Raw genomic sequence first — 21568 nt, forward strand, 5'->3', positions numbered from 1 at the left:
GAGATAAGCGCAACTAAAAGGTCTCTAAGTTACTATCAGGAGATCGAGCAGTCATTAATGACGATTACGCACAATTTGATAGCGACGAGTTAAATACTCAATTGGCACACTCCAAATATGAACTAAGCGACAGAATGGGAATAATAAGAAAATCGTCATTCCTAAGAAGATGTGCAATTTAAATACCCATGCAACACCTTCAAGGTTTGCTGAAGCGCCACCGTGGAATGTCACAATAGATTGTGCCCAAGCCACCAGCTTCATCATTTCACTACCGTCCATATGTTGGGCCGAGAAAGGAATCGTCAGCAGACCTAACGCAACTTGAATAACCAGCAGCGTTAAAATCATGATGTCACCAAATGAAGATGTGGCTCTTACTCGTGGGTTGGTTAAACGGCGTTTTAATAGCATTACACCTCCCACCAGCATTAACACACCACAAGTACCACCACCGACCATCGCCATAATTTGCTTATATTCAATCGGCAAGAAAGATTCATACATCCAATGCGGTGTTAACATCCCCAGAAAGTGGCCAGCAAAAATACCGAGGATACCCACATGGAATAAGTTAGAGGCAAGGCGCATGTTTTTCTTGTCTAACATCTGGCTAGAGCCAGCACGCCATGTATATTGACCATAGTCATAACGTAACCAGCTACCAATAATAAAAACGGCACCAGCAATATAGGGATAGATATCAAAAAATAACATATTGATGTAATTCATTTTTGTGCTCCCGTATCCAACGAATTCCCCACGTTGAGATATTGAACTGCGGTCTCTTGTGCAAAACGACGCTGATGTTGGCTGATCTTGCCACTACCACATTGCGTACCTTCTCCAAGAAACGTCACTTGTTCTTCTTCCCACACAGCATCTAATGCAGCAGGTGTATCATCTAAAGGCTCTTTCTCTACTTGAGCGGTCAGTTGTGATGCTTCTAATCCACTTTGTGAGAGACAAAGCAACACATCAAAGAGAGCGTGATAATCGCTGCCTCGCTGTTTTAAACGCTCACCTAACAGAGCCAAAATAGGCGCAATGTTATTTAGCCCTTCAATACACTCCGTTGTAGGTAAAAGCGTTAAGTACTCAAGGTAAGTAGGCAAATAGTCAGGAAGTTCACGACTACTTAATGTGATCCCTGCTTGTTGATATTGATTGAGTAGATCAACCATTGCCTGACCACGATCGCGAGACTCACCATGAACGTGTTCAAATAACAACAGTGATCGCGCCCGACCTCGATCAAAAAGTTCGCTGTAATTGGATTGCGCATCTAACAACTCTTGTTGCGTTAAGGCATGAATAAATGCCATTAATTTAGCAACTTGAGTCACAGGAAGCTCATCGGCTTCCTGTAATGCATTGAGCAGTTCGCCTCGGTTATCCCACAATTCTTGTGTGGGATAATCTAAGAGATGGGAAATGATTTTCAGAGAGATCATTATATTTTCTCCTCTGAACGACGCTCATCCTGAGGTGTTCTTGATGTGATATCAATCGCATCAATACGATGACTATTAAACAAATTAAATTTGCTATCACTACCATGACAACCGTCACCAAAGCTAAAACCACAACCATTACGTTCTGGGAAAGCTTCTCTTGCGAGTTCGCGATGACTTGATGGAATAACAAAGCGATCTTCGTAATTTGCAATAGCCAGATAGCGATACATCTCTTGTGCTTGTGCTTCAGTCAAACCGACTTGCTCTAATGCACTTAAGTCTGTTTTTCCTTCTACGGTTTCAGCGCGTTTGTAATGACGCATCGCAAGCATTCGTTTTAATGCTAATAACACGGGTGCTGTATCGCCCGCTGTCAGTAAGTTAGCTAAATATTGAACAGGAATACGTAAGCTTTCTACATCAGGCAATACACCGGTATGCGGTAACACGCCCGCATCGGCAGCTGACTGAATAGGTGACAAAGGTGGCACATACCAAACCATTGGTAAGGTGCGATATTCAGGGTGCAGTGGTAATGCCAGCTTCCAATCCACCGCCATTTTGTAGACAGGTGAACGTTGTGCTGCATCAATCACACTTAACGGAATACCTTGCTCTTCAGCGGCTTTGATCACTTCAGGATCGAATGGATCTAAGAAGATATCTAACTGGCTTTGGTATAAATCTTTTTCATTATCCGCACTGGCGGCTTGTGAGATTTTATCTGCGTCATATAACATCACACCCAGATAACGAATACGTCCTACACAAGTTTCTGAGCACAGTGTTGGCTGACCTGCTTCAATACGTGGATAACAGAAAATACATTTTTCCGACTTACCGCTTTTCCAGTTGAAGTAGATTTTTTTGTATGGACATCCTGTTAAACACATACGCCATCCACGGCATTTATCTTGGTCGATAAGCACAATACCGTCTTCAGCACGTTTATAAATTGCACCACTTGGGCATGTCGCAACACAAGCAGGATTTAAGCAGTGTTCACATAAACGAGGTAAATACATCATGAATGTATTTTCAAACTGCCCATACATCTCTTTTTGCATGTTGGCGAAGTTTTTGTCCGCTGCACGTTTACTAAATTCGCCCCCTAAATCGTCTTCCCAGTTTGGGCCTTTTTCGATTTTGGTCATGCGCTGACCTGTGATCAACGAACGAGGACGTGCAGTCGGTAACGAGCCTTCTGGAGCATTTTTTAAATGCTCGTAGTCATAATCAAAGGGCTCATAGTAATCGTCTAATGCAGGAACATCAGGGTTGGCAAAAATTTTCGATAATAGACCAACACGGTTACCCATTCTTGGTACTAATTTACCTTTGATATTTTTGATCCAACCACCTTTCCACTTCTCTTGGTCTTCCCAATTTTGTGGATACCCTGTACCCGGTTTTGTTTCAACGTTATTGAACCATGCGTATTCAACACCTTCGCGACTAGTCCAAACATTTTTACAGGTTACTGAACAGGTATGGCAACCGATACATTTGTCGAGGTTCAGTACCATACCGACTTGTGAACGAATTTTCATTATGCCTTCTCCTGTCCATTCAGGGTCTGTTGATAAGCATCACCTTCACCATCAAGCCAATCAATCTGTTTCATTTTACGCACCACAACAAACTCATCACGGTTAGAGCCCACAGTACCGTAATAGTTAAAGCTATAAGCTAATTGAGCGTATCCACCAATCATATGCGTTGGTTTAGGGCAAACACGCGTCACTGAGTTGTGAATACCACCACGCATTCCTGTTATTTCCGATCCCGGCAGATTTATTTGGCGCTCTTGTGCGTGATACATATAAATCATGCCATCAGGAATACGTTGACTGACAATGGCTCTTGCTGTTAACGCACCATTACTGTTGTACGCTTCAACCCAATCGTTATCGCTAATTCCCATCTCTTTAGCATCATCTTCACTCAGCCAAACCACAGGGCCACCGCGACCTAGCGTTAACATCAGTAAGTTATCGCTATACGTTGAGTGAATACCCCATTTTTGGTGAGGAGTCAGGAAGTTCAGTGCTTTCTCAGGGAAACCATTTGGTTTTTTACCTTTAACGGCATCAATAGCTTTGGTATCAATCGGTGGACGATAGACCACTAAACTTTCACCATAAGCACGCATCCACTCGTGATCTTGATACAACTGCTGGCGGCCACTTAAAGTGCGCCAAGGGATCATCTCGTGAACGTTGGTATAACAGGCGTTATAAGAGACATGTTCATCTTCAAGACCAGACCATGTTGGGCTTGAAATGATCTTACGAGGTTGAGCAACGATATCGCGGAAACGAATTTTTTCGTCTTCTTTCACTTTGGCTAAGTGAGTGTGATCGCGACCTGTCACTTTACTGAGTGCATCCCACGCTTTTACAGCAACCTGACCATTAGTTTCAGGTGCTAAAGAGAGAATAACTTCAGCTGCATCAATCGCCGTTTCAATAGCAGGACGACCTTTTGCCACACCATCATGACGGACACGGTTGAGTTTTTTCAGAAAATCGACTTCTGTCTGTGTATTCCAGCTGATCCCTTTACCGCCATTACCTAATTTGTCCATCAGAGGGCCAAGTGAGGTAAAGCGAGCATAGGTATTTGGATAATCACGCTCAACAGGAATAAGGTGTGGTGCTGTTTTACCCGGAATAAGGTCACATTCACCTTTTTTCCAATCTTTCACATCAAAAGGCTGTGCCATTTCAGCGGCAGAGTCATGCTGAATAGGCAATGTCACTAAATCCGTTTCAACCCCTAAATGACCAACACACAATTTAGAGAAAGTTTTAGCAATGCCTTTATAGATTTCCCAGTCTGTTTTAGATTCCCAAGCAGGATCAACCGCGGCAGTTAATGGATGAATAAATGGATGCATATCCGAAGTATTCATATCATCTTTCTCATACCATGTAGCGGTTGGTAAAACGATGTCGGAGAAGAGACAGGTACTTGACATACGGAAGTCTAAAGTCACCACTAAATCAACTTTACCTTCGCCGCCTTTATCTTGCCATTCCACTTCTTGTGGCTTAACTTGGCCTTGCTCACCTAAGTCTTTACCTTGTAAACCGTTTTCAGTTCCCAGCAAGTATTTCAGTAAATATTCATGCCCTTTACCCGCAGAGCCTAATAAGTTAGAACGCCAGATAAATAAATTACGTGGGAAGTTCTGTGGATTATCCGGTTGCTCAGCTGCAAAGCGAATTTCACCTGATTTCAATGCATTAACCGTGTAATCAACGGCACTAATACCCGCTTCTTGCGCTTTTTTCGCAATAGACAAAGGATTTAGATTTAATTGAGGCGCTGATGGTAACCATCCCATACGCTCTGAACGCACATTCATATCGACCAAACTACCGCTAAAGCGAGATTTATCGGCTAATGGTGATAACAGCTCTGTTGGTGATACGGTTTCATAACGCCACTGACTTGAGTGGTTATAGAAAAATGATGTGCTGTTCATATGGCGAGGCGGACGTTGCCAGTCAAGACCAAAGGCTAATGGCAACCAACCAGTTTGTGGACGCAGTTTTTCTTGTCCAACATAGTGTGCCCAGCCACCACCACTTTGACCGACGCAACCACAGAAAATCAGCATATTGATAATGCCGCGATAAGTCATATCCATGTGGTACCAGTGGTTAATACCAGCTCCCACAATCACCATCGAACGACCGTGTGTTTTTTCTGCGTTATCCGCAAATTCACGTGCAATACGAGCGATATCTTGGCGACCTACACCTGTCACTTTTTCAGCCCATGCTGGTGAGTATGCTTTGATTTCATCGTAGTTTGATGCACAGTTTTCATCATTTAAACCACGATCTACGCCGTAGTTAGCTAACAATAAATCATAAACAGTTGTGATGTATTTCTCTTCACCATTCGCAAGTGTAATACGCTTAGCAGGCAGTTTATGAACAATCACATCATCAAGGGCAACACCTTCAAAGTATTCACTCTTGATCCCACCAAAGTAAGGGAATGCTACATCAACAATATCATCGTGGTTATCTAAAAGACCTAATTGTAAAGTGACATCTTCGCCACTTTTGCCGTCTTTAGGCTCAAGGTTCCATTTAGCTGCACCTTCCCAACGAAAGCCCATAGAACCTTGAGGAGCAACCAATTGCTGTGTTTTTTCATCAATAGCAACAGTTTTCCACTCTGGATTTTTCTCTTGATCCAGATTGTTCACTAAATCAGAAGCACGCAACATACGACCTGCAACTAGCTTGCCTGAGTCGTGTTTATCTAACATCACCAACATTGGCATGTCAGTGTAAGTGCGCACGTAGTTACTAAAGTATTCAGTTTGGCGTTTAACGTGGAATTCGTTAAGAATAACGTGTCCCATCGCCATTGCCATCGCGCTATCAGTACCCTGTTTTGGATTTAACCATTGGTCACAGAGTTTCGCGATTTCAGCGTAATCAGGTGTTACCGCAACGGTTTTAGTCCCTTTATAACGAACTTCTGTAAAGAAGTGGGCATCTGGAGTACGTGTTTGCGGTACGTTAGAACCCCATGCAATCAGGTAAGAAGAGTTATACCAGTCTGCTGATTCAGGAACGTCGGTTTGCTCACCCCAAGTCATTGGCGATGCAGGTGGTAAATCACAATACCAATCGTAGAAGCTTAAACATGCGCCACCAATCAGAGATAAATAACGCGCACCCGCAGCATATGAGACCATCGACATAGCCGGAATTGGCGAGAATCCGATAATACGATCAGGGCCAAACTCTTTTGCTGTAAACACGTTAGAAGCAGCAATGATTTCATTCACTTCTGACCATGACGAGCGAACAAAACCACCACGCCCACGTGCTTGCTTATAGCTTTTAGTTTTTTCTGGTGAACTAACAATAGAAGCCCAGGCATCAACAGGATCGCTATGTTGTGCTTTTGCTTCACGCCATAATTTAATTAGGCGTTTACGTACCATTGGGTATTTAACGCGGTTCGCGCTATATAAATACCATGAATAGCTTGCACCACGAGGACAGCCACGAGGCTCATGATCTGGTAAATCAGGACGTGTACGTGGGTAATCCGTTTGTTGGGTTTCCCATGTCACTAACCCATTTTTGACGTAAATTTTCCAGCTACAAGAGCCGGTACAGTTTACACCGTGAGTAGAACGAACAATTTTGTCGTGTTGCCAACGACTACGGTAACCATCTTCCCAATCACGGTTAACATTTAGCTCTTGGCCATGATCCTTTGAAAAGGTATCACCAAGTTGCTTAAAATAGCGGAATCTATCGAGAAACTTACTCATCAGATACTCTCCCAATGCGCGCGAGCGCTCTCACATTGCGTATAATTCGTCATTATTGTTTATTGTGTTTACGTCCATAGACCAACCAAGTGATCAAGACGCAGGCGATATAAAATAGAACAAAGATTTTCATGGCACCGGCAGGAGAGCCAGTCATAGCCAATGATGTACCGAAGGCTTTAGGAATAAAGAAGCCACCAATTGCACCAATTGCAGAGATAAAGCCAAGCGCCGCTGCACTTTCAGTCACCGCTTCTTTTTGAGCGGCTTCGTCTGAGGCACCTTGTGCTTTCATGCGATCAATCGTGATTTTTCTAAACACCACAGCAATCATTTGGAATGTAGAACCACTTCCTAAACCAGCGGTTAAAAACAGCACCATAAAGACACCGAAGAAGGCGATAAATGAGCCACCAGCACCATTGATAGGCAGTGTTAAGAAAAGCAGAGCAGAGAAAATTGCCATGATGATAAAGTTGATCAATGTGACTCTAATACCACCAAATTTATCCGATAACGCACCACCTACAGGGCGAGCTAAAGCGCCTAATAAAGGCCCAAAGAACGCATAATGTAGAATGACGATATCTGGAAATTGGGTTTTAGAAAGCATTGCAAAACCCGCAGAGAAACCAATAAATGAACCAAAGGAGCACAGATATAAAATACTTAATAACCAAAGGTGACCCCGTTTTAATACGGGTAATTGCTGGCTTAAAGAGGCTTTGTTAGCCGCCAGATCGTTCATGCCAAACCAAGCAGCAAAGGTCAGAATAAGTAAGAAAGGAACCCAAACCCATGCCGCATTTTCTAGCCATAAACGTGAACCATCAGGCTGAACAACACCGGGGCCACTAAACATAGCAAACACGCCAACACCAACCACTAATGGCGCAACCAATTGCATAACGCTAACACCCAGATTGCCTAATCCGCCATTTAATCCTAATGCACCACCTTGACGTGCTTTAGGGAAGAAAAAGCTGATGTTTGCCATACTGGATGCAAAGTTTGCGCCTGCAAAACCACATAGCAGTGAAATCACAATAAAGGTTGAGTAAGACGTTGTGGTGTCTTGCACTGCAAAACCAAGCCAGATACAAGGAATGATGAGAAAGACAGTACTGATTGCTGTCCAGCGACGACCGCCAAAAATAGGAATAACAAAAGAATAAGGAACGCGTAAAATAGCACCTGAGACTGAAGGCAGTGCAGTCAGCATAAACAGCTGATCTGTGGTAAAGTTAAAACCTACTTTGTTCAAATTTACTGCAACGGCACTAAAAAGCATCCATACACAGAACGATAAAAGTAAACAAGGAACAGAAATCCATAAATTGCGTGAAGCGATCTTTTGACCAGTCTTTTCCCAAAAAGCTTTATCTTCAGGATGCCAATCTTCGATCACCCCTTTTCTCATTTTTTCTGGGTGTTGAGTGAGTGCCATAACAACCTCGATTAACGGTTAGATTGGCACCTTTGTACGATTAGAATTGTTAATTAGTCATGATCTGCATCAAGCAAAGATTTGTTTGATTTTTAAGCTAAAGTCACTCTTTACACCTAAGTATTAATAGGATTATCCTTAATTTTTCATTTTAAATTAATGAGTTAAATTAAAAGCGCTATAATTTAGAAGTGAAATTACCTCCGTCAGATATTTAGAGGTAATACTTTAGTGGTATATGACATTTGGTGTCTTTTTAAGGCAATATAGCGCCAGAATAAATTTGGAAAAATAACGATGAGTACAAATAAAATCCAATGGCACTACCGTTTTTCAATTATTAATCAGATAGCGATATTAATGTTACTTTTCACTCTATTGGGTGTGGTAGGAATGGCGATTTCTAACCATATTATTTTGAGTGTACAAGGTAATGCTCATGCGATTAATAAGTCTGGATCGCTACGGATGCAAAGCTATCGCTTGTTATCTGCTTTACCCCTAGATGAGCAACATCGTTATTATCTTCACGAGTTAGAAACCGACTTAGACAGTGGTGAGTTACTTCAAGTCCTAAGCAATGAATCACTGCAATCACAATATGCTCAATTAAATACTTATTGGAAAGATACTTTAAAGCCCACTTTGCTTTATGCGCAACAACGCGATGAAGCCAAACAAGAAGTTGCCTTTTTTGTTTCACAGCTAGATAAATTAGTATTAAGTATCGATCAACTTACAGAGCAAAAAATCAGGCTGGTGGCTTATACCCAGCTTATTTTCACGGCACTGACACTGTTATTGCTGTTTGGCTCTGTTTGGCATTTCCGTCGCCGTTTATTACATCCTTGGCAACAACTTATGGCAATGGCAAATTCGATTGGTCATGGTAATTTTTCAGCCCGTTTCCACCAGCGTACACACCATGATGAAATTGCCACATTGGGTATTGCACTCAATACCATGTCAGAAGAGCTTTCTACGCTGTATAGCGAATTAGAAAAAAGAGTGGTTGAAAAAACACACGACTTACAACAGAAAAATAAAGTGCTCTCTTACCTCTATCATTCAAGCCAACAATTACACTCTCCTGCGCCACTTTGTGCCCGATTAAGACAAATATTATTTGAGCTTCAACAAATCATTCCTGATGCCTATTTGCAGATACGTTTATATGAAGATAATCATCACACACTCTTTAATGAGATCAGTTTAGAACCTCAACCACGCCCTGAACATTGTCCTGATCCACAATGTGAACGTTGTGATGAAACCGCTTCAGCCACTATTCCACTACGCAGTGAACTATTGCATTGGGAATTAGCCGATCAGATCCATCGCTATGGATTATTTGTTATGCAATTACCTGAACATACCGCCCTAACGGATGAACAGAATAATTTAATGCTATTACTGACAAAACAGATTTCAGCAATGCTGGCAATGGAACAGCAAAACGAACAACAACAGCAACTTTTGTTAATGGATGAGCGTTCCGCGATTGCACGCGAATTACATGACTCTATTGCTCAATCGCTCTCTTGTTTAAAAATGCAAGTTAGCTATTTACAGATGCAGTCAGAAACCTTACCGGATAATTGCCAAAAGCTACTAAAAGAGATGCGAGAAGAGCTGAATGTCGCTTATCGCCAATTAAGAGAACTGTTAACCACATTTCGCTTAAAACTCACTGAGCCAGGTTTACTTGCCGCGTTAGAAAGTACACTGACTGAATTTAATCAACGCCTTGGTTTCTCTATTAATTTTGACTATCAATTACCCGCAAAATGTGTGAATTCACATCAAAGCATTCACGTTGTTCAAATCGTCCGTGAAGCATTAAATAATATTTTGCAACATGCCAATGCCAATTGGGCTGAAGTCTCTTTATCTCTAAATAATGGCATGGTCGAACTAAAAATTAATGATAATGGTGAAGGAATTAGCCCTAATCCTGAAAAATTAAATCATTATGGCCTTATTATTATGCGTGAACGCGCAAATAGCTTAAATGGTTCTTATACTATAAAAGTACGCGAGCAGGGCGGTACTCAAGTGTTTGTTAAATTTCCATTAATAACTACTCATAAAGACCCTGTCTAAATTGGAGCAAGTCGTAATGAATAATATGGGATCCCCCACAGAAAAAGCGACAATTTTACTCATTGATGATCACCCGATGCTACGCAATGGTGTAAAACAACTTTTAAGTCTTGATACAACACTAACTGTCGTTGGGGAAGCGGGAGATGGTATTCAAGGTGTGAAGCTAGCTGAAGAATTAGATCCTGATTTAATTTTGCTGGATCTGAATATGCCAGGAATGAATGGTTTTGAAACACTCGATCAACTGCGATTAAAGTCGTTGTCAGGTCGGATCGTTGTTTTCAGTGTATCAAATTATAGTGATGATTTAGTCACAGCATTAAAACGTGGTGCAGATGGTTATCTTCTAAAAGATATGGAGCCTGAAGAATTACTTGCGGCTCTAAAACAGGCAGCGGCCGGAAAAATGGTCGTCAGCCCTGCATTAACCCCTATTTTAGCCGAATCCTTACGTGAAGATCGTTCTGAAGGTGAGCGTGATATTGAACAACTCACCCCGCGTGAACGCGATATCTTAAAACTGATAGCACAAGGATTATCAAATAAAATGATCGCCCGTAAGCTTGATATCACAGAAAGTACAGTCAAAGTACATGTAAAACATCTACTGAAAAAGATGAAGCTAAAATCTCGTGTTGAAGTTGCTGTTTGGGTTCATCAACAACGCGTCGATTAATTAAAGTTAGGTACGATGGGCTGGTGGGTACTCATCAGCTCAACTAACTCTTTTGCTCCTTTCTGTAACGACTCCCCTTTTAGCCACATGGCATGAATAGGCAATCGTAATTCATTTTTCGTATTCTTAAACTGAAGCTGTTTTAATTTACCTTTTTGCAATTGAGTATAAATCAACGAATACGGTAAATTACCCCATCCCATCCCTGCTTCAACCATACCCAACGCCATTTGAAAGCTATCTGTTTGCCAATAATTCGTCGCCACTAATGAGCGTTCATCTCTTAGCTCTTTAGTGTGGCTTGCGATCATAATTTGGCGAACATTCACAAGATCTTCAATAAACACACTTGCAGGATGTGCCAATGCAATATGACTTGCTGATATTGTTGCGACCAATGACTCAGAGCCTAGATATTGAAATTGCTCATCGCCATTCACATACAAGCCACCATAAACTAGGCTTAATTGAATTTTATGTGAATGCAACATCTCAATAATGTCATCTTGTGCCGCGGTTATCACATTCACATTAAGTAATGGATAACGTTGCGTTAATTCAGATAGCGCAGGTAATAGATAATCAGGATTAATATCAGCCGCAACACCTATATTTAAGACACTTTCGAGATCCATTGAAAGCTCTTGTGCATGCACTTGTAATAATTTTAATTGCTCTGCGATCATTCTGGCATGAGGCTCAAGTGCTTTGGCTTTTTCAGTTGGCTGAGGCTCTCGTGATGAACGTTCAAAAAGTGCATAACCTAATTCAGCTTCCATATTAGCAATCGCCATGCTGACTGCTGATGGAACGCGTTTTAATGAACGTGCAGCCGCAGAGAAAGATCCCTTATCCATCACGGCTAAAAATATCGCAATATGTTCACTTGAGAACTGCATGTTCACTCCTGATGTTTCAGTCAAATTGATACTAGCTAACTTTTTCTATCATTCTTGCTGATTTATCTTACGATGCTTAACGACACAGATCCACAGAAAAAGAGAGCACAATGCAAGGTATCAAACGAAAAATTGTCTACGTAACAGCTTATGAAATTTTTGGCTGGATTATTTCATCAGTCGGGCTTGCACTTTTGGCTGATAGCTCAACAGCAGTAACAGGTCCATTAGCTCTGGTGATCACAACAATCGCAGTAAGTTGGAATTTTATTTATAACTGCATATTTGAATTTTGGGAGAGTAGGCAGGTTTCAAGAATTCGAACATTTAGACGCCGTCTAGTCCATGCAATTGGATTTCAGCTAACACTGGTGCTCTATTTAATTCCACTGATTGCATGGTGGCTTAATGTTTCATTGTGGCAAGCGTTAGTTATGGACTTTGCGCTGATCATCATCATCCCTTGTTATACCTTCGTTTATAACTGGGTATTTGACAAAATTTTTGGCTTACCAAAATCTGCATTACCTGAGAATGCACCCGCAGCCTAAGCGACAAATTAAGTAAGGAGAGTGATCCCAATAACGGATCACTCTTTAACAGGATAGATATCTTCTAACGCAAACTGCTCAATACCGCCTTCTAACTCGCAACGACCTAATCCAATATTTTTGTCATCAGCCGTTGTTCTTCTTAGTAATTTACCCGTCACTTGAGAAAGTGTTGAATCAATTTCAATCACACGGTAATACTCTTTCATATAGCTCTCTTCACCCAGCGCCATATAAACCAAAAACTCATCACCTGTTTTAATATTCATCTCGTTATACTTACTCTTAGTAGTTAATCTAATGATGATAGAATAAGTTTAGTCTAACCAAAGGCAATAAGAGAAAGATTGACTCACTCGATATTCCATTACGTTAATTTATTAACTTCCAACTCATCATAATGATGCTGATCAGAATAAAAGACAGTGTTAAATATTGGAAAAAACGCTCTGATAAATACACAAGTAAATAGCGAGCTAATGGAATGGAGAGTAATGAGCCTAAGCAGAGAATAAGTGCTGTGTGAACATCGGTATAACCACCAGCACTATAAGCAATAGCAGAGCCACCAGAAAGGATCGTGGTAATAAAAATAGATGTGCCGATTGCCTCTTTAATACCCATTTGTGCAAAACGCATTAACACAGGCAACACCACTAACCCCCCTCCAACACCCGTCGCACCAAGTACAAAACCTGCACTGACTCCCGGTACAAATAGGGAAGAAAAAGTCACTGAAGAAGGCGGAGGTAAAGAAATTAAGGGATCTGAAATTGCTGATCTTCTTACCATTCGCTGTAAAAACAAGATCAATGAAAATACGATAGCAACGATCATTAAAATATTAATCGCTGATTCAACACGATCGTAATATTGAGGTTGCGATCCCAACCATGTCACACCATAACTCGCTAAAAATGTTGCCGGAAACATTATCCCTAAGATCAATAGTGCGGGTTTTAATGGGATATTACCTAACCGAAAATGAATATAAGAAGATGAGAGCTTCATTAGCATCGAGAGTAAATTTGCTGTCGCAACCGCAGCTAATGCATTCATACCAAAAAGATAAATAAGAACAGGTAATAAAATAACACCACCACCTACACCGGTCGTTGTAATAACTAACCCGATTGCAGCGCCGATAAGTAGTTGTGTTACAAGCAACATCTTATTTCCTTTTGGGTTAAAATTTAACAAGCTTCGATTATAGGCAAAATAACTTATAACCAAAAGGAATTAGATATAACAAATAGGAATATAAATAACGTTATTATAAAAAAGCCCCTTAATATGAAATTACCTCATATTAAAGGGCCGATATTAATGATAGATATTATTCTTATTAATCAATATGATACTTTTAATATATTTAATTTATTTCAGCTAAGACCGATTCTGCTGAAAAATAATCACCTGTTTTCGCTTTTTGCAGTAGTACTCCGTCACAAGAAGCTACTACCTGAACTTCCATCTTCATCGCTTCCATAATAGCAATAACATCACCTTCTTTGACTTTATCGCCATCAGCTAAGATCCAGCTATGTAATACGCCAGAGATGGGTGCCGTGACGGCTTTTTCATTCTCTTCTTTCTCATGACTGGCATTAATTGCTGTTGGTATTACCGCGGAGAGTGACAGTAATTGAGCTGGTAAAGCAAGTTCATGACGACGACCATCAATTTCAATAAAAGTACGAACAAGCTCTTCATTTTTTGCAGGCGTGCTACGAGGAAAATGGGTATTTTTTGCCTGAAAATCTGTTTCAATCCAACGGGTATGCACTTTGAAATCTTCAGTAAAATCGGCATGCTCCATCATTTCACAATGGAAAGGTAATACACTTGCTACCCCTTCAATTTTAAATTCAGATAATGCTCGACGAGCTCGGGCAATAGCTTGTTCACGAGTTGCACCTGTCACTATCAATTTTGCCATCATAGAATCGAATTGGCGTGAAACCTGATTATTTTCGGCAACACCACTATCTACACGAACTCCAGGGCCTGAAGGCTGAGAGAAATGTGTAATTAAACCTGGTGTAGGTAAAAAACCTTTAGCGGGATCTTCTGCATTGATCCTAAATTCAAAAGAATGCCCTCGAGGAACAGGTGTTTTATCAATACTTAGCGGTAAACCTTCAGCAATACGTAACTGCTCGATCACTAAATCAATACCTGCCGTCTCTTCAGTAACAGGGTGCTCTACTTGTAAGCGTGTATTCACTTCTAGAAATGAAATAGTGCCATTTGCACTTAATAAAAACTCGACGGTGCCTGCACCCACATAACCCGCTTTCGCACAAATATCTTTAGCTGATTGGTGAATACGTTCACGTTGTTCGTCTGTCAAATAAGGTGCCGGCGCTTCTTCAATAAGCTTTTGGTTACGTCGCTGTAACGAACAATCTCGTGTTCCGACAACAACAACATTGCCCAGTTTGTCTGCGATAATTTGCGCTTCGATATGGCGAGGTTTATCTAGGAATTGCTCAACATAACATTCACCACGACCAAATGCAGTTACGGCTTCTCGTACAGCAGAATGGTAGAGCTCTTCAATTTCTTCCATTTTATGTGCGATCTTCAACCCCCGCCCACCACCACCAAAAGCGGCTTTAATGGCAACAGGTAGACCATGCTGTTTAGCAAAATCGATAACCTCTTTGGCGTCATTAACGGGATCAGACGTACCATTTACAAGAGGTGCACCAACAGATTGTGCAATTTTACGTGCTTTCACTTTGTCACCAAGCACTTCAATCGTTTCTGGGTTAGGGCCGATCCAAATAAATCCTGCGTCTTGTACCGCTTTTGCAAAATCAGCTCGCTCGGAAAGAAAACCGTAGCCGGGATGGATCATTGTGGCATTAGCTTTATGGGCAATATCAATAATTTTCTTAATATCTAGATAGCTTTCTTTCGGCAGATTACCATTGAGTCCATAAGCTTCATCAGCAAGACGGACGTGTAGTGCATCAATATCATCATTAGCGTAAATGGCAATCGAAGTCGCACCATGATCCTGACAAGCACGAATAATACGAACCGCAATTTCACCTCGGTTTGCAATAAGTACTCTATGCTTCACTCGTTGTTTTTGGTTAATTGTTGTCATGAGTGGCATTCTCCTATCAATATTCTTGAAATTCGGTAATTGGATTAAAACGAATTCTAGCGTTAACAGGGATCTGCCCTGCAAGTGGTAAGTGATATTCAGCAACAGCGCCGATAACAGGATATCCTCCTGTTAATGGGTGATCGTTAAGAAACAAAACAGGTTGCCCATTAATCGGAACTTGTATTGCGCCGATGCAAGTGCCTTCACTCGATAGCTCTTGTTGTTGTTCTCGAGCAAGAGGGGTTTCGCCCAGTAAACGCAACCCAATACGGTTAGATTGTGGTGTCACCTGCCATAATTGAGAGGTTAATGTTTTTATAGCTTCAGTGGTAAACCAGTCAGTGCGGGGACCTAAAACAACATCAAGCGTGACGATATCACCTTGTTTTGGCAATGTTGATGTCGGCAGTTCATCCGCAAGAATACCGTTTGAGGTGCTTTCATTATTTAAATGAAGTACATCTCCTTCTTGCAAAGCATTAGGGCCAATTTGTGCCAAGGTATCAAATGCATAACTCCCTAACACCTTGGGTAATTCAAACCCACCTCTCACGGCAAGATAGCTACGTACACCTGTTTTTGGCATACCTAAAATAATTTCATCGCCACAGCGAACATCGATAGGTTGATAACCAGATAAGAATTCAGTCTCACCCGACTCATGTTTTAGCGTAATGGAACAATCCGCCCCAGTTAAAGCGATCACACAATCTTGTCGTGCTTTAAGTGTTAGTCCACCTTGTGTTATCTCAAGTGCAACAAAGGTTGCAGGATTACCCACTAAACGATTAGCCGCATGTAAAGCGGGTTTATCAAGTGCGCCTGAAGCAGATACTCCCATTGATGCAGCACCAATACGCCCTTCATCTTGAAATAAAGTTTGTAGCCCTGCTGAAATAACATATAGCCCTTTATCATTCAATGAGAGCGAGGAAGCAACTACGGCTTTTTTCTCCGGTAGTGAAACAGTTATCGGTGACTTTTGTGCATCAACAAAATGCACTTCATTACCCGGTAATAAAAAAGCAGGTTGTTCACGTGAGAGATCCCACATCTTTATTTCTGTAATACCAATAAGTTGCCAACCACCGGGGCTTTGTTGCGGATAAACACCACTAAACTCACCAGCTAATCCGACCGATCCTGCGGGGATACGTGTACGAGGTGTTTTCCGACGAGGCACATAAAGCTGGGTTTCATCTGCAATCAAATAAGCAAAACCTGGAGCGAAACCCGTGAATGCAACTTGATAGGTTTGTTCTGTGTGTCTGCGGATCACTTCACTGGTAGCGATCCCTAATAATTCAGCGACCTCATTAAGATCCTCACCTTGATAATGAACGGGGATCGTTAATGATTGTATTTGACGTGCTGATACCGCTTTAACTTCTAACTGTCGAAGCTGAAGCACAAGCTCTTCAGCTGTGATTAGCCACGGCGTATAGTGAATTAAGAGTGTTTTCGCCGCAGGTACAATATCTTGAATAGCAGCAATATCCGCTTGTTTAACGGATTCATACAATGCGAGCGTCTCTTTTAAAGAGGAAAGCTCAACAAGTAAATGAGATAGGTTAACGGGTAAAAAGCGCAAAGTATCTTCCTCTCTTATACGTGATAAGCTGCATCAGGCACATCGGTAATAAACATATGCCCCGGAGCATGGCTAAGTGCGAAAGGAACACCTGAACGCATCACTGCCGCTTGAGGCGTCACACCACAAGCCCAAAAGACGGGGATCTCGCCTTTTTCAATTCTCACTGGTGAGCCAAAATCTGGCGACATAATATCTTTAATACCCAAAGCGTCGGGCGAGCCAATATGTACGGGAGCACCATGTACAGAAGGGAAACGACCACTGATCATCACCGCATCAGCGACTCTATCGGCTGGAATAGGACGCATTGAAACCACTAATTCACCTTCTAATCGTCCTGCTGGGCGACATAAACGATTGGTTTTATACATCGGAACATTGCAGTTATCTGTGATATGGCGAATTTCAATACCCGCTTCTAACATGGGTGTTTCGAAAGTAAAACTACAACCAATAAGAAACGTCACAAGATCGGGATGTTGTGCCCAAATTTTGGTGGCATCCGTAATTTCATCCGCTAATTTGCCATTTTCCCAAACACGATAAAGAGGAATGTCAGTACGCAGATCGGCGTCTTTCGCTAAAACAGTGCGATAACTACCTGATTCGCAAACATCTAATATTGGGCAACTTTTCGGGTTACGTTGAGCATAGAGCAGAAAATCAAATGCCCAATCACGAGGTAAACTAATCATATTAGCTTGCGTCATACCTTTAGCCATACCGGCGGTTGGTATGGCTAAACCATTGCGAATAGCTAATCGAGCTTCTTGTGCATTAGCAATTGCATCCGCGGTTGCTTGCATTAAATTAGTCATTTTGAACCTCCTTTTTAAGTGGCAGAGGTGCAAAAGGCTTAATGCTAACACCATGATTAATTAAAATTTCTTTTACACTTTTAGCGAGAGCTACGGCATCTGGGCTGTCACCATGAACACAAATAGAATCAGCTTGTATCGTTGTAAAAATGCCTTCTATGGACTCAACACCACCTTCTTGCACAAGCCGCAACATACGTTGAGCAACACGTTCAGGATCATGTAAAACAGCTCCCTCTTTTTTACGAGAAACTAGCGTACCATCAGCATGATAAGCTCTGTCAGCAAAGGCTTCTGCGATTACTCGAAGACCTTTTTCTTTCGCAAGTGTAATCAAAGGTGATCCCGCTAAAGCAACTAATGTCAGTTGAGGATCTACAGCAAGTATCGCCTCAATAACAGCAAGTGCTTGACGTTTATCATGCGCAATTGTGTTGTAAAGCGCACCATGAGGCTTAACATAGGTCACACTTAAACCCACTGCTTTAGCCAATCCTTGTAAAGCACCTATTTGATAAATCACATCTGCGGTTAATTCATCACTGGCAATATCCATATTACGACGACCAAAACCGACTAAATCAGGATAAGCAACATGCGCACCTATCGCGACATTACGTTGTTTCGCCGCTTTTAATGTTTTTAAAATTCCATCCGGTGAACCAGCATGAAAACCGCAAGCGATATTAGCGCTACTGACAATTTCAAGCACCGCATCATCATTGCCCATTGTCCATTGACCGAAGCTCTCACCTAAATCACTGTTTAAATCGACTGTTTTTATCATCATTATTGTTCTCTTAAGCAATGTTGAGGTAGTTGAAAATAGCACCCACGGACATAATGCCCATATACCAAGTCAGCGCACAGACCAAAATACCTGACCACAGTAACCATGCAGGATATTTATAGCCATTCATGAGATCTTGGCGACGCCATGCAACAAAAATAAATAGTGTCATACCAATAGGTAAAATCAGACCGTTAAAACCACCGGCGAAGACTAATAATGCAGCCGGCGCTGTTCCCATAACCATATAAATGACAAGTGAAATAGCGATGAAAATAATGGTTGCGATATTACGTTGACGCTCAGTAACACCTTTTTTAAATACTGTAATAAATGACATTGAGGTATAAGCAGCACCAATTACACTTGTTAATGCAGCTGCCCATAAAATAAGACCAAAGATGCGTAATCCAGTTAAACCTGCCGCGTGTTGAAATGCTTGAGATGCAGGGTTAGCCGCGCGACTAGAAATATCTAATGTTACGCCACTGGCAACTACGCCCAAAATGGCAAGGAACAGGATATAGCGCATTAATCCAACCACTAAAATTCCTTTTGTTGCAGCGCTTGATACAGCATCAATGTTCTCAATACCCGTAGTTCCTTTATCAAGAAGACGGTGAGCTCCGGCATAACAGATATAACCGCCCACAGTACCGCCGACAATTGTAGTGATCGTTGCGAAGTTAATCGCATCAGGTAAAACAGTTTGTCTTAATGCTTCACCTACTGGAGGATTAGAGGCAAACATCACAAAAACAGTCAGTAAGATCATGACAATGCCAAGAACGATAATCATACGATCGATAAAGTTACTGGCTTTGCGTGATGAGAAAATATAGATCGCAAGTAAAGCACTTAAGATCCCACCCCATTTAGGATCAAGACCCACCATTGCATTAAGCCCCAAACCAGCACCGGCAATGTTACCCACGTTAAACACTAAACCGCCAAAAATAACTAATACCGCAAGTAAGTAACCGCTACCGGGTATTGCTTTGTTAGCAATGTCTGAAGCTCGCATATTGGTAACTGTGATCACTCGCCAAATACTTTGCTGAACAACATAGTCGATGATGATTGATGCCAAAATACCGAATGCAAATGCTGCCCCCATAGTGGCAGTAAAGGTTGCAGTTTGAGTAATAAAACCCGGACCAATAGCTGATGTCGCCATTAAAAAAATGGCAGCTATCAAGGAAGAGCGTCTATTTTTTATAAACGAACTTGATGTTGTGTTTGCAGAATCTTGTGTAGCCATGAGCTACCCCCTTTATCATCATTATTTTAATTATTATTACTAAGGCAATTAGCATGCCATTGTTGAGCATGAATACGTAATTGTTAATCACCTGATATTAGATTGTTGAACAATTAATAATAATAGATGAATAAATAAGCAAATAGATTTAAATATGGGATGATAAAAGTGCAGTGAAGATCGCATTTTTAACATTTTATTGACAATTATTATTAATTAGTAAGTAATGAATATGCACCTAAATGCAGCATAAAAAGATGAGATGCACAAAAATAGTGCACAAGATCGAAGGAAAAATAAGTTTAATCACTAAAATATCGTGATAAAAAATTAAGTTTTTTTGATGGAAATAAACAGAAAGTCATACTTCATACAGTGAGAAGTACGACAGAGTGACACAATAGAGGTTATATATTACAAAACACACTGATAGAATAGGCGCTTCTATTAAGCTAATAGCAGAAGATAATGCAGAAAAAAACATCTCCACAAATTCTTTCTCAAAAAGTCGCAAATGTTATTCGGCAAAAAATCACTATTGGAGAATTACCTCCTGGTGAAAGATTGTCAGAAACTGCATTAAGCGAAACGCTAGAGATATCGCGTAATACTTTAAGAGAGGTTTTTCGCGTTCTTACCCAAGAAGGGCTTTTAACTTATAAACCTAATCGTGGTGTTTTTGTTTCTGTGCCAGATATGGCAAGTATTATGGATATTTATCGTGTAAGACGATTAATTGAATGTGATGCTCTGCGACATTCTTATCCTATGCATCCAGCTATTGTTAGAATGCAAGATAGTGTTAACCAAGCAAAAGTCTTTCAAGAACAACAAGATTGGAGTGGTGTAGGAACCTGTAATATGCATTTTCATACCGCGATTGTTGAGCTTTCAGATAGTCCTAGATTGTTTAAACAATACCAACTTATTTTAGCAGAGTTACGTTTAGCCTTCGGTTTATTAAACGATCCTCAATTACTACATGCACCGTATATTGAGAAGAATGAACAGATTTTAACACTTTTAATGGATGGAAAAGCCCAAGAAGCAGCAACAGCAATGGAAGACTATTTAGAAATATCAGAAAGAACAGTCCTTGCTGCATTTTCTCGTCATAATTTTTGCTAAAAGATCATAAAAGATGCCCTAAATTAGGGCATTTTTGTATTTAGAATTTAGTATAGTACTTAAAATTCACTAAACTCCAAACGCAAAAAAGCCAACCCATTGGGTTGGCTTTCTCGTCTTAATTAATGCCTGGCAGTTCCCTACTCTCACATGGGGAGACCCCACACTACCATCGGCGCTACAACGTTTCACTTCTGAGTTCGGCATGGATTCAGGTGGGTCCGCTGCGCTATGGCCGCCAAGCAAATTCGGTTTTATTACCCGTTATTGTGTATCTCTACGCAATAACCAGCAATATTCAATCTTAAACAAGCCTACTTCATCTACTGTTTGTCTCTCAGACAAAACACCTTCGGTGTTGTCAGGTTAAGCCTCACGGTTCATTAGTACTGGTTAGCTCAACGTATCG

The 21568-nt window shown here is 41.1% G+C and carries 17 protein-coding genes and 1 rRNA gene; 4 read left to right on the forward strand and 14 right to left on the reverse strand.

The annotated features are described in order from the left end of the window. Positions 1–54: 54 nt before the first annotated feature. From narI to ABN236_RS06600, 5 genes are read right to left on the reverse strand one after another with little or no spacing between them, the layout of a single operon-like run. Entirely contained in the window at positions 55–732 is a 678-nt protein-coding gene (gene narI, locus ABN236_RS06580) for a respiratory nitrate reductase subunit gamma (RefSeq protein WP_088493880.1), read from the reverse strand. Next, the gene (gene narJ / locus ABN236_RS06585) at positions 729–1454 is read right to left on the reverse strand and encodes a nitrate reductase molybdenum cofactor assembly chaperone (protein ID WP_193775133.1); all 726 of its coding nucleotides are present in this window, start codon (positions 1452–1454) and stop codon (positions 729–731) included. Before narJ ends, narI begins: the two co-directional genes overlap by 4 nt. Next, complete coding sequence (gene narH / locus ABN236_RS06590) at positions 1454–3007, reverse strand: nitrate reductase subunit beta (RefSeq protein ID WP_088493882.1); 1554 nt, start codon at positions 3005–3007, stop codon at positions 1454–1456. Before narH ends, narJ begins: the two co-directional genes overlap by 1 nt. Then, the gene (locus ABN236_RS06595; RefSeq protein ID WP_349473613.1) at positions 3007–6768 is read right to left on the reverse strand and encodes a nitrate reductase subunit alpha; all 3762 of its coding nucleotides are present in this window, start codon (positions 6766–6768) and stop codon (positions 3007–3009) included. Before ABN236_RS06595 ends, narH begins: the two co-directional genes overlap by 1 nt. Positions 6769–6820: 52 nt before the next feature. Next, entirely contained in the window at positions 6821–8215 is a 1395-nt protein-coding gene (locus tag ABN236_RS06600) for a NarK family nitrate/nitrite MFS transporter (protein WP_194951730.1), read from the reverse strand. Positions 8216–8512: 297 nt separating this feature from the next. Here ABN236_RS06600 and narX point away from each other — a divergent pair, with 297 nt between their 5' ends. Continuing rightward, positions 8513–10318, forward strand: a complete 1806-nt coding sequence (narX, locus tag ABN236_RS06605) for a nitrate/nitrite two-component system sensor histidine kinase NarX (RefSeq protein WP_088493885.1) — start codon at positions 8513–8515, stop codon at positions 10316–10318. 25 nt (positions 10319–10343) lie between these two features. Then, positions 10344–10997: a two-component system response regulator NarL gene (narL, locus tag ABN236_RS06610; RefSeq protein ID WP_082239485.1), complete on the forward strand. Its 654-nt coding sequence runs from the start codon at positions 10344–10346 to the stop codon at positions 10995–10997. Here narL and ABN236_RS06615 read toward each other — a convergent pair. Beyond that, complete coding sequence (locus ABN236_RS06615) at positions 10994–11896, reverse strand: LysR family transcriptional regulator (protein ID WP_023583674.1); 903 nt, start codon at positions 11894–11896, stop codon at positions 10994–10996. The two genes, narL and ABN236_RS06615, sit on opposite strands and share 4 nt — an antisense overlap. Before the next feature lie 110 nt (positions 11897–12006). On the opposite strand from ABN236_RS06615, the gene ABN236_RS06620 reads away from it, so the two are divergent. Next, the gene (locus ABN236_RS06620; RefSeq protein ID WP_194951727.1) at positions 12007–12447 is read left to right on the forward strand and encodes a PACE efflux transporter; all 441 of its coding nucleotides are present in this window, start codon (positions 12007–12009) and stop codon (positions 12445–12447) included. A gap of 38 nt (positions 12448–12485) precedes the next feature. Here the strand turns inward: ABN236_RS06620 and ABN236_RS06625 are convergent, their stop codons facing one another. The 7 genes from ABN236_RS06625 to ABN236_RS06655 all read right to left on the reverse strand — a co-directional run bounded on the left by ABN236_RS06625 (position 12486) and on the right by ABN236_RS06655 (position 20031). Next, the gene (locus ABN236_RS06625; protein ID WP_075672928.1) at positions 12486–12716 is read right to left on the reverse strand and encodes a hypothetical protein; all 231 of its coding nucleotides are present in this window, start codon (positions 12714–12716) and stop codon (positions 12486–12488) included. 103 nt (positions 12717–12819) lie between these two features. Next, positions 12820–13617, reverse strand: a complete 798-nt coding sequence (locus tag ABN236_RS06630) for a sulfite exporter TauE/SafE family protein (RefSeq protein WP_088493887.1) — start codon at positions 13615–13617, stop codon at positions 12820–12822. 202 nt (positions 13618–13819) lie between these two features. After that, entirely contained in the window at positions 13820–15565 is a 1746-nt protein-coding gene (locus tag ABN236_RS06635) for an acetyl/propionyl/methylcrotonyl-CoA carboxylase subunit alpha (protein WP_349473614.1), read from the reverse strand. A 16-nt stretch (positions 15566–15581) separates the two neighbouring features. After that, positions 15582–17159 (reverse strand): 5-oxoprolinase subunit B/C family protein, encoded by a 1578-nt coding sequence (locus ABN236_RS06640; protein WP_349473615.1) that lies wholly within the window; start codon positions 17157–17159, stop codon positions 15582–15584. 14 nt (positions 17160–17173) lie between these two features. Further along, complete coding sequence (locus ABN236_RS06645; protein ID WP_349473616.1) at positions 17174–17980, reverse strand: putative hydro-lyase; 807 nt, start codon at positions 17978–17980, stop codon at positions 17174–17176. Further along, on the reverse strand, positions 17973–18767 hold the full coding sequence (locus ABN236_RS06650) for a LamB/YcsF family protein (RefSeq protein WP_349473621.1): 795 nt from the start codon (positions 18765–18767) through the stop codon (positions 17973–17975). Before ABN236_RS06650 ends, ABN236_RS06645 begins: the two co-directional genes overlap by 8 nt. 13 nt (positions 18768–18780) lie before the next feature. Continuing rightward, entirely contained in the window at positions 18781–20031 is a 1251-nt protein-coding gene (locus ABN236_RS06655; RefSeq protein ID WP_194951722.1) for an NRAMP family divalent metal transporter, read from the reverse strand. A 468-nt stretch (positions 20032–20499) separates the two neighbouring features. On the opposite strand from ABN236_RS06655, the gene ABN236_RS06660 reads away from it, so the two are divergent. Beyond that, complete coding sequence (locus tag ABN236_RS06660) at positions 20500–21159, forward strand: GntR family transcriptional regulator (protein WP_088493892.1); 660 nt, start codon at positions 20500–20502, stop codon at positions 21157–21159. Between the two features lie 127 nt (positions 21160–21286). On the opposite strand, the gene rrf is transcribed toward ABN236_RS06660, so the two are convergent. Continuing rightward, positions 21287–21402: ribosomal RNA gene (rrf, locus tag ABN236_RS06665) — 5S ribosomal RNA — on the reverse strand. Positions 21403–21568: the final 166 nt, after the last annotated feature.

Origin of the sequence: Proteus sp. fly-1013, from assembly GCF_040140245.1 — a bacterium.
In the GTDB taxonomy this organism is placed as follows: Bacteria; Pseudomonadota; Gammaproteobacteria; order Enterobacterales; family Enterobacteriaceae; genus Proteus; species Proteus mirabilis_B.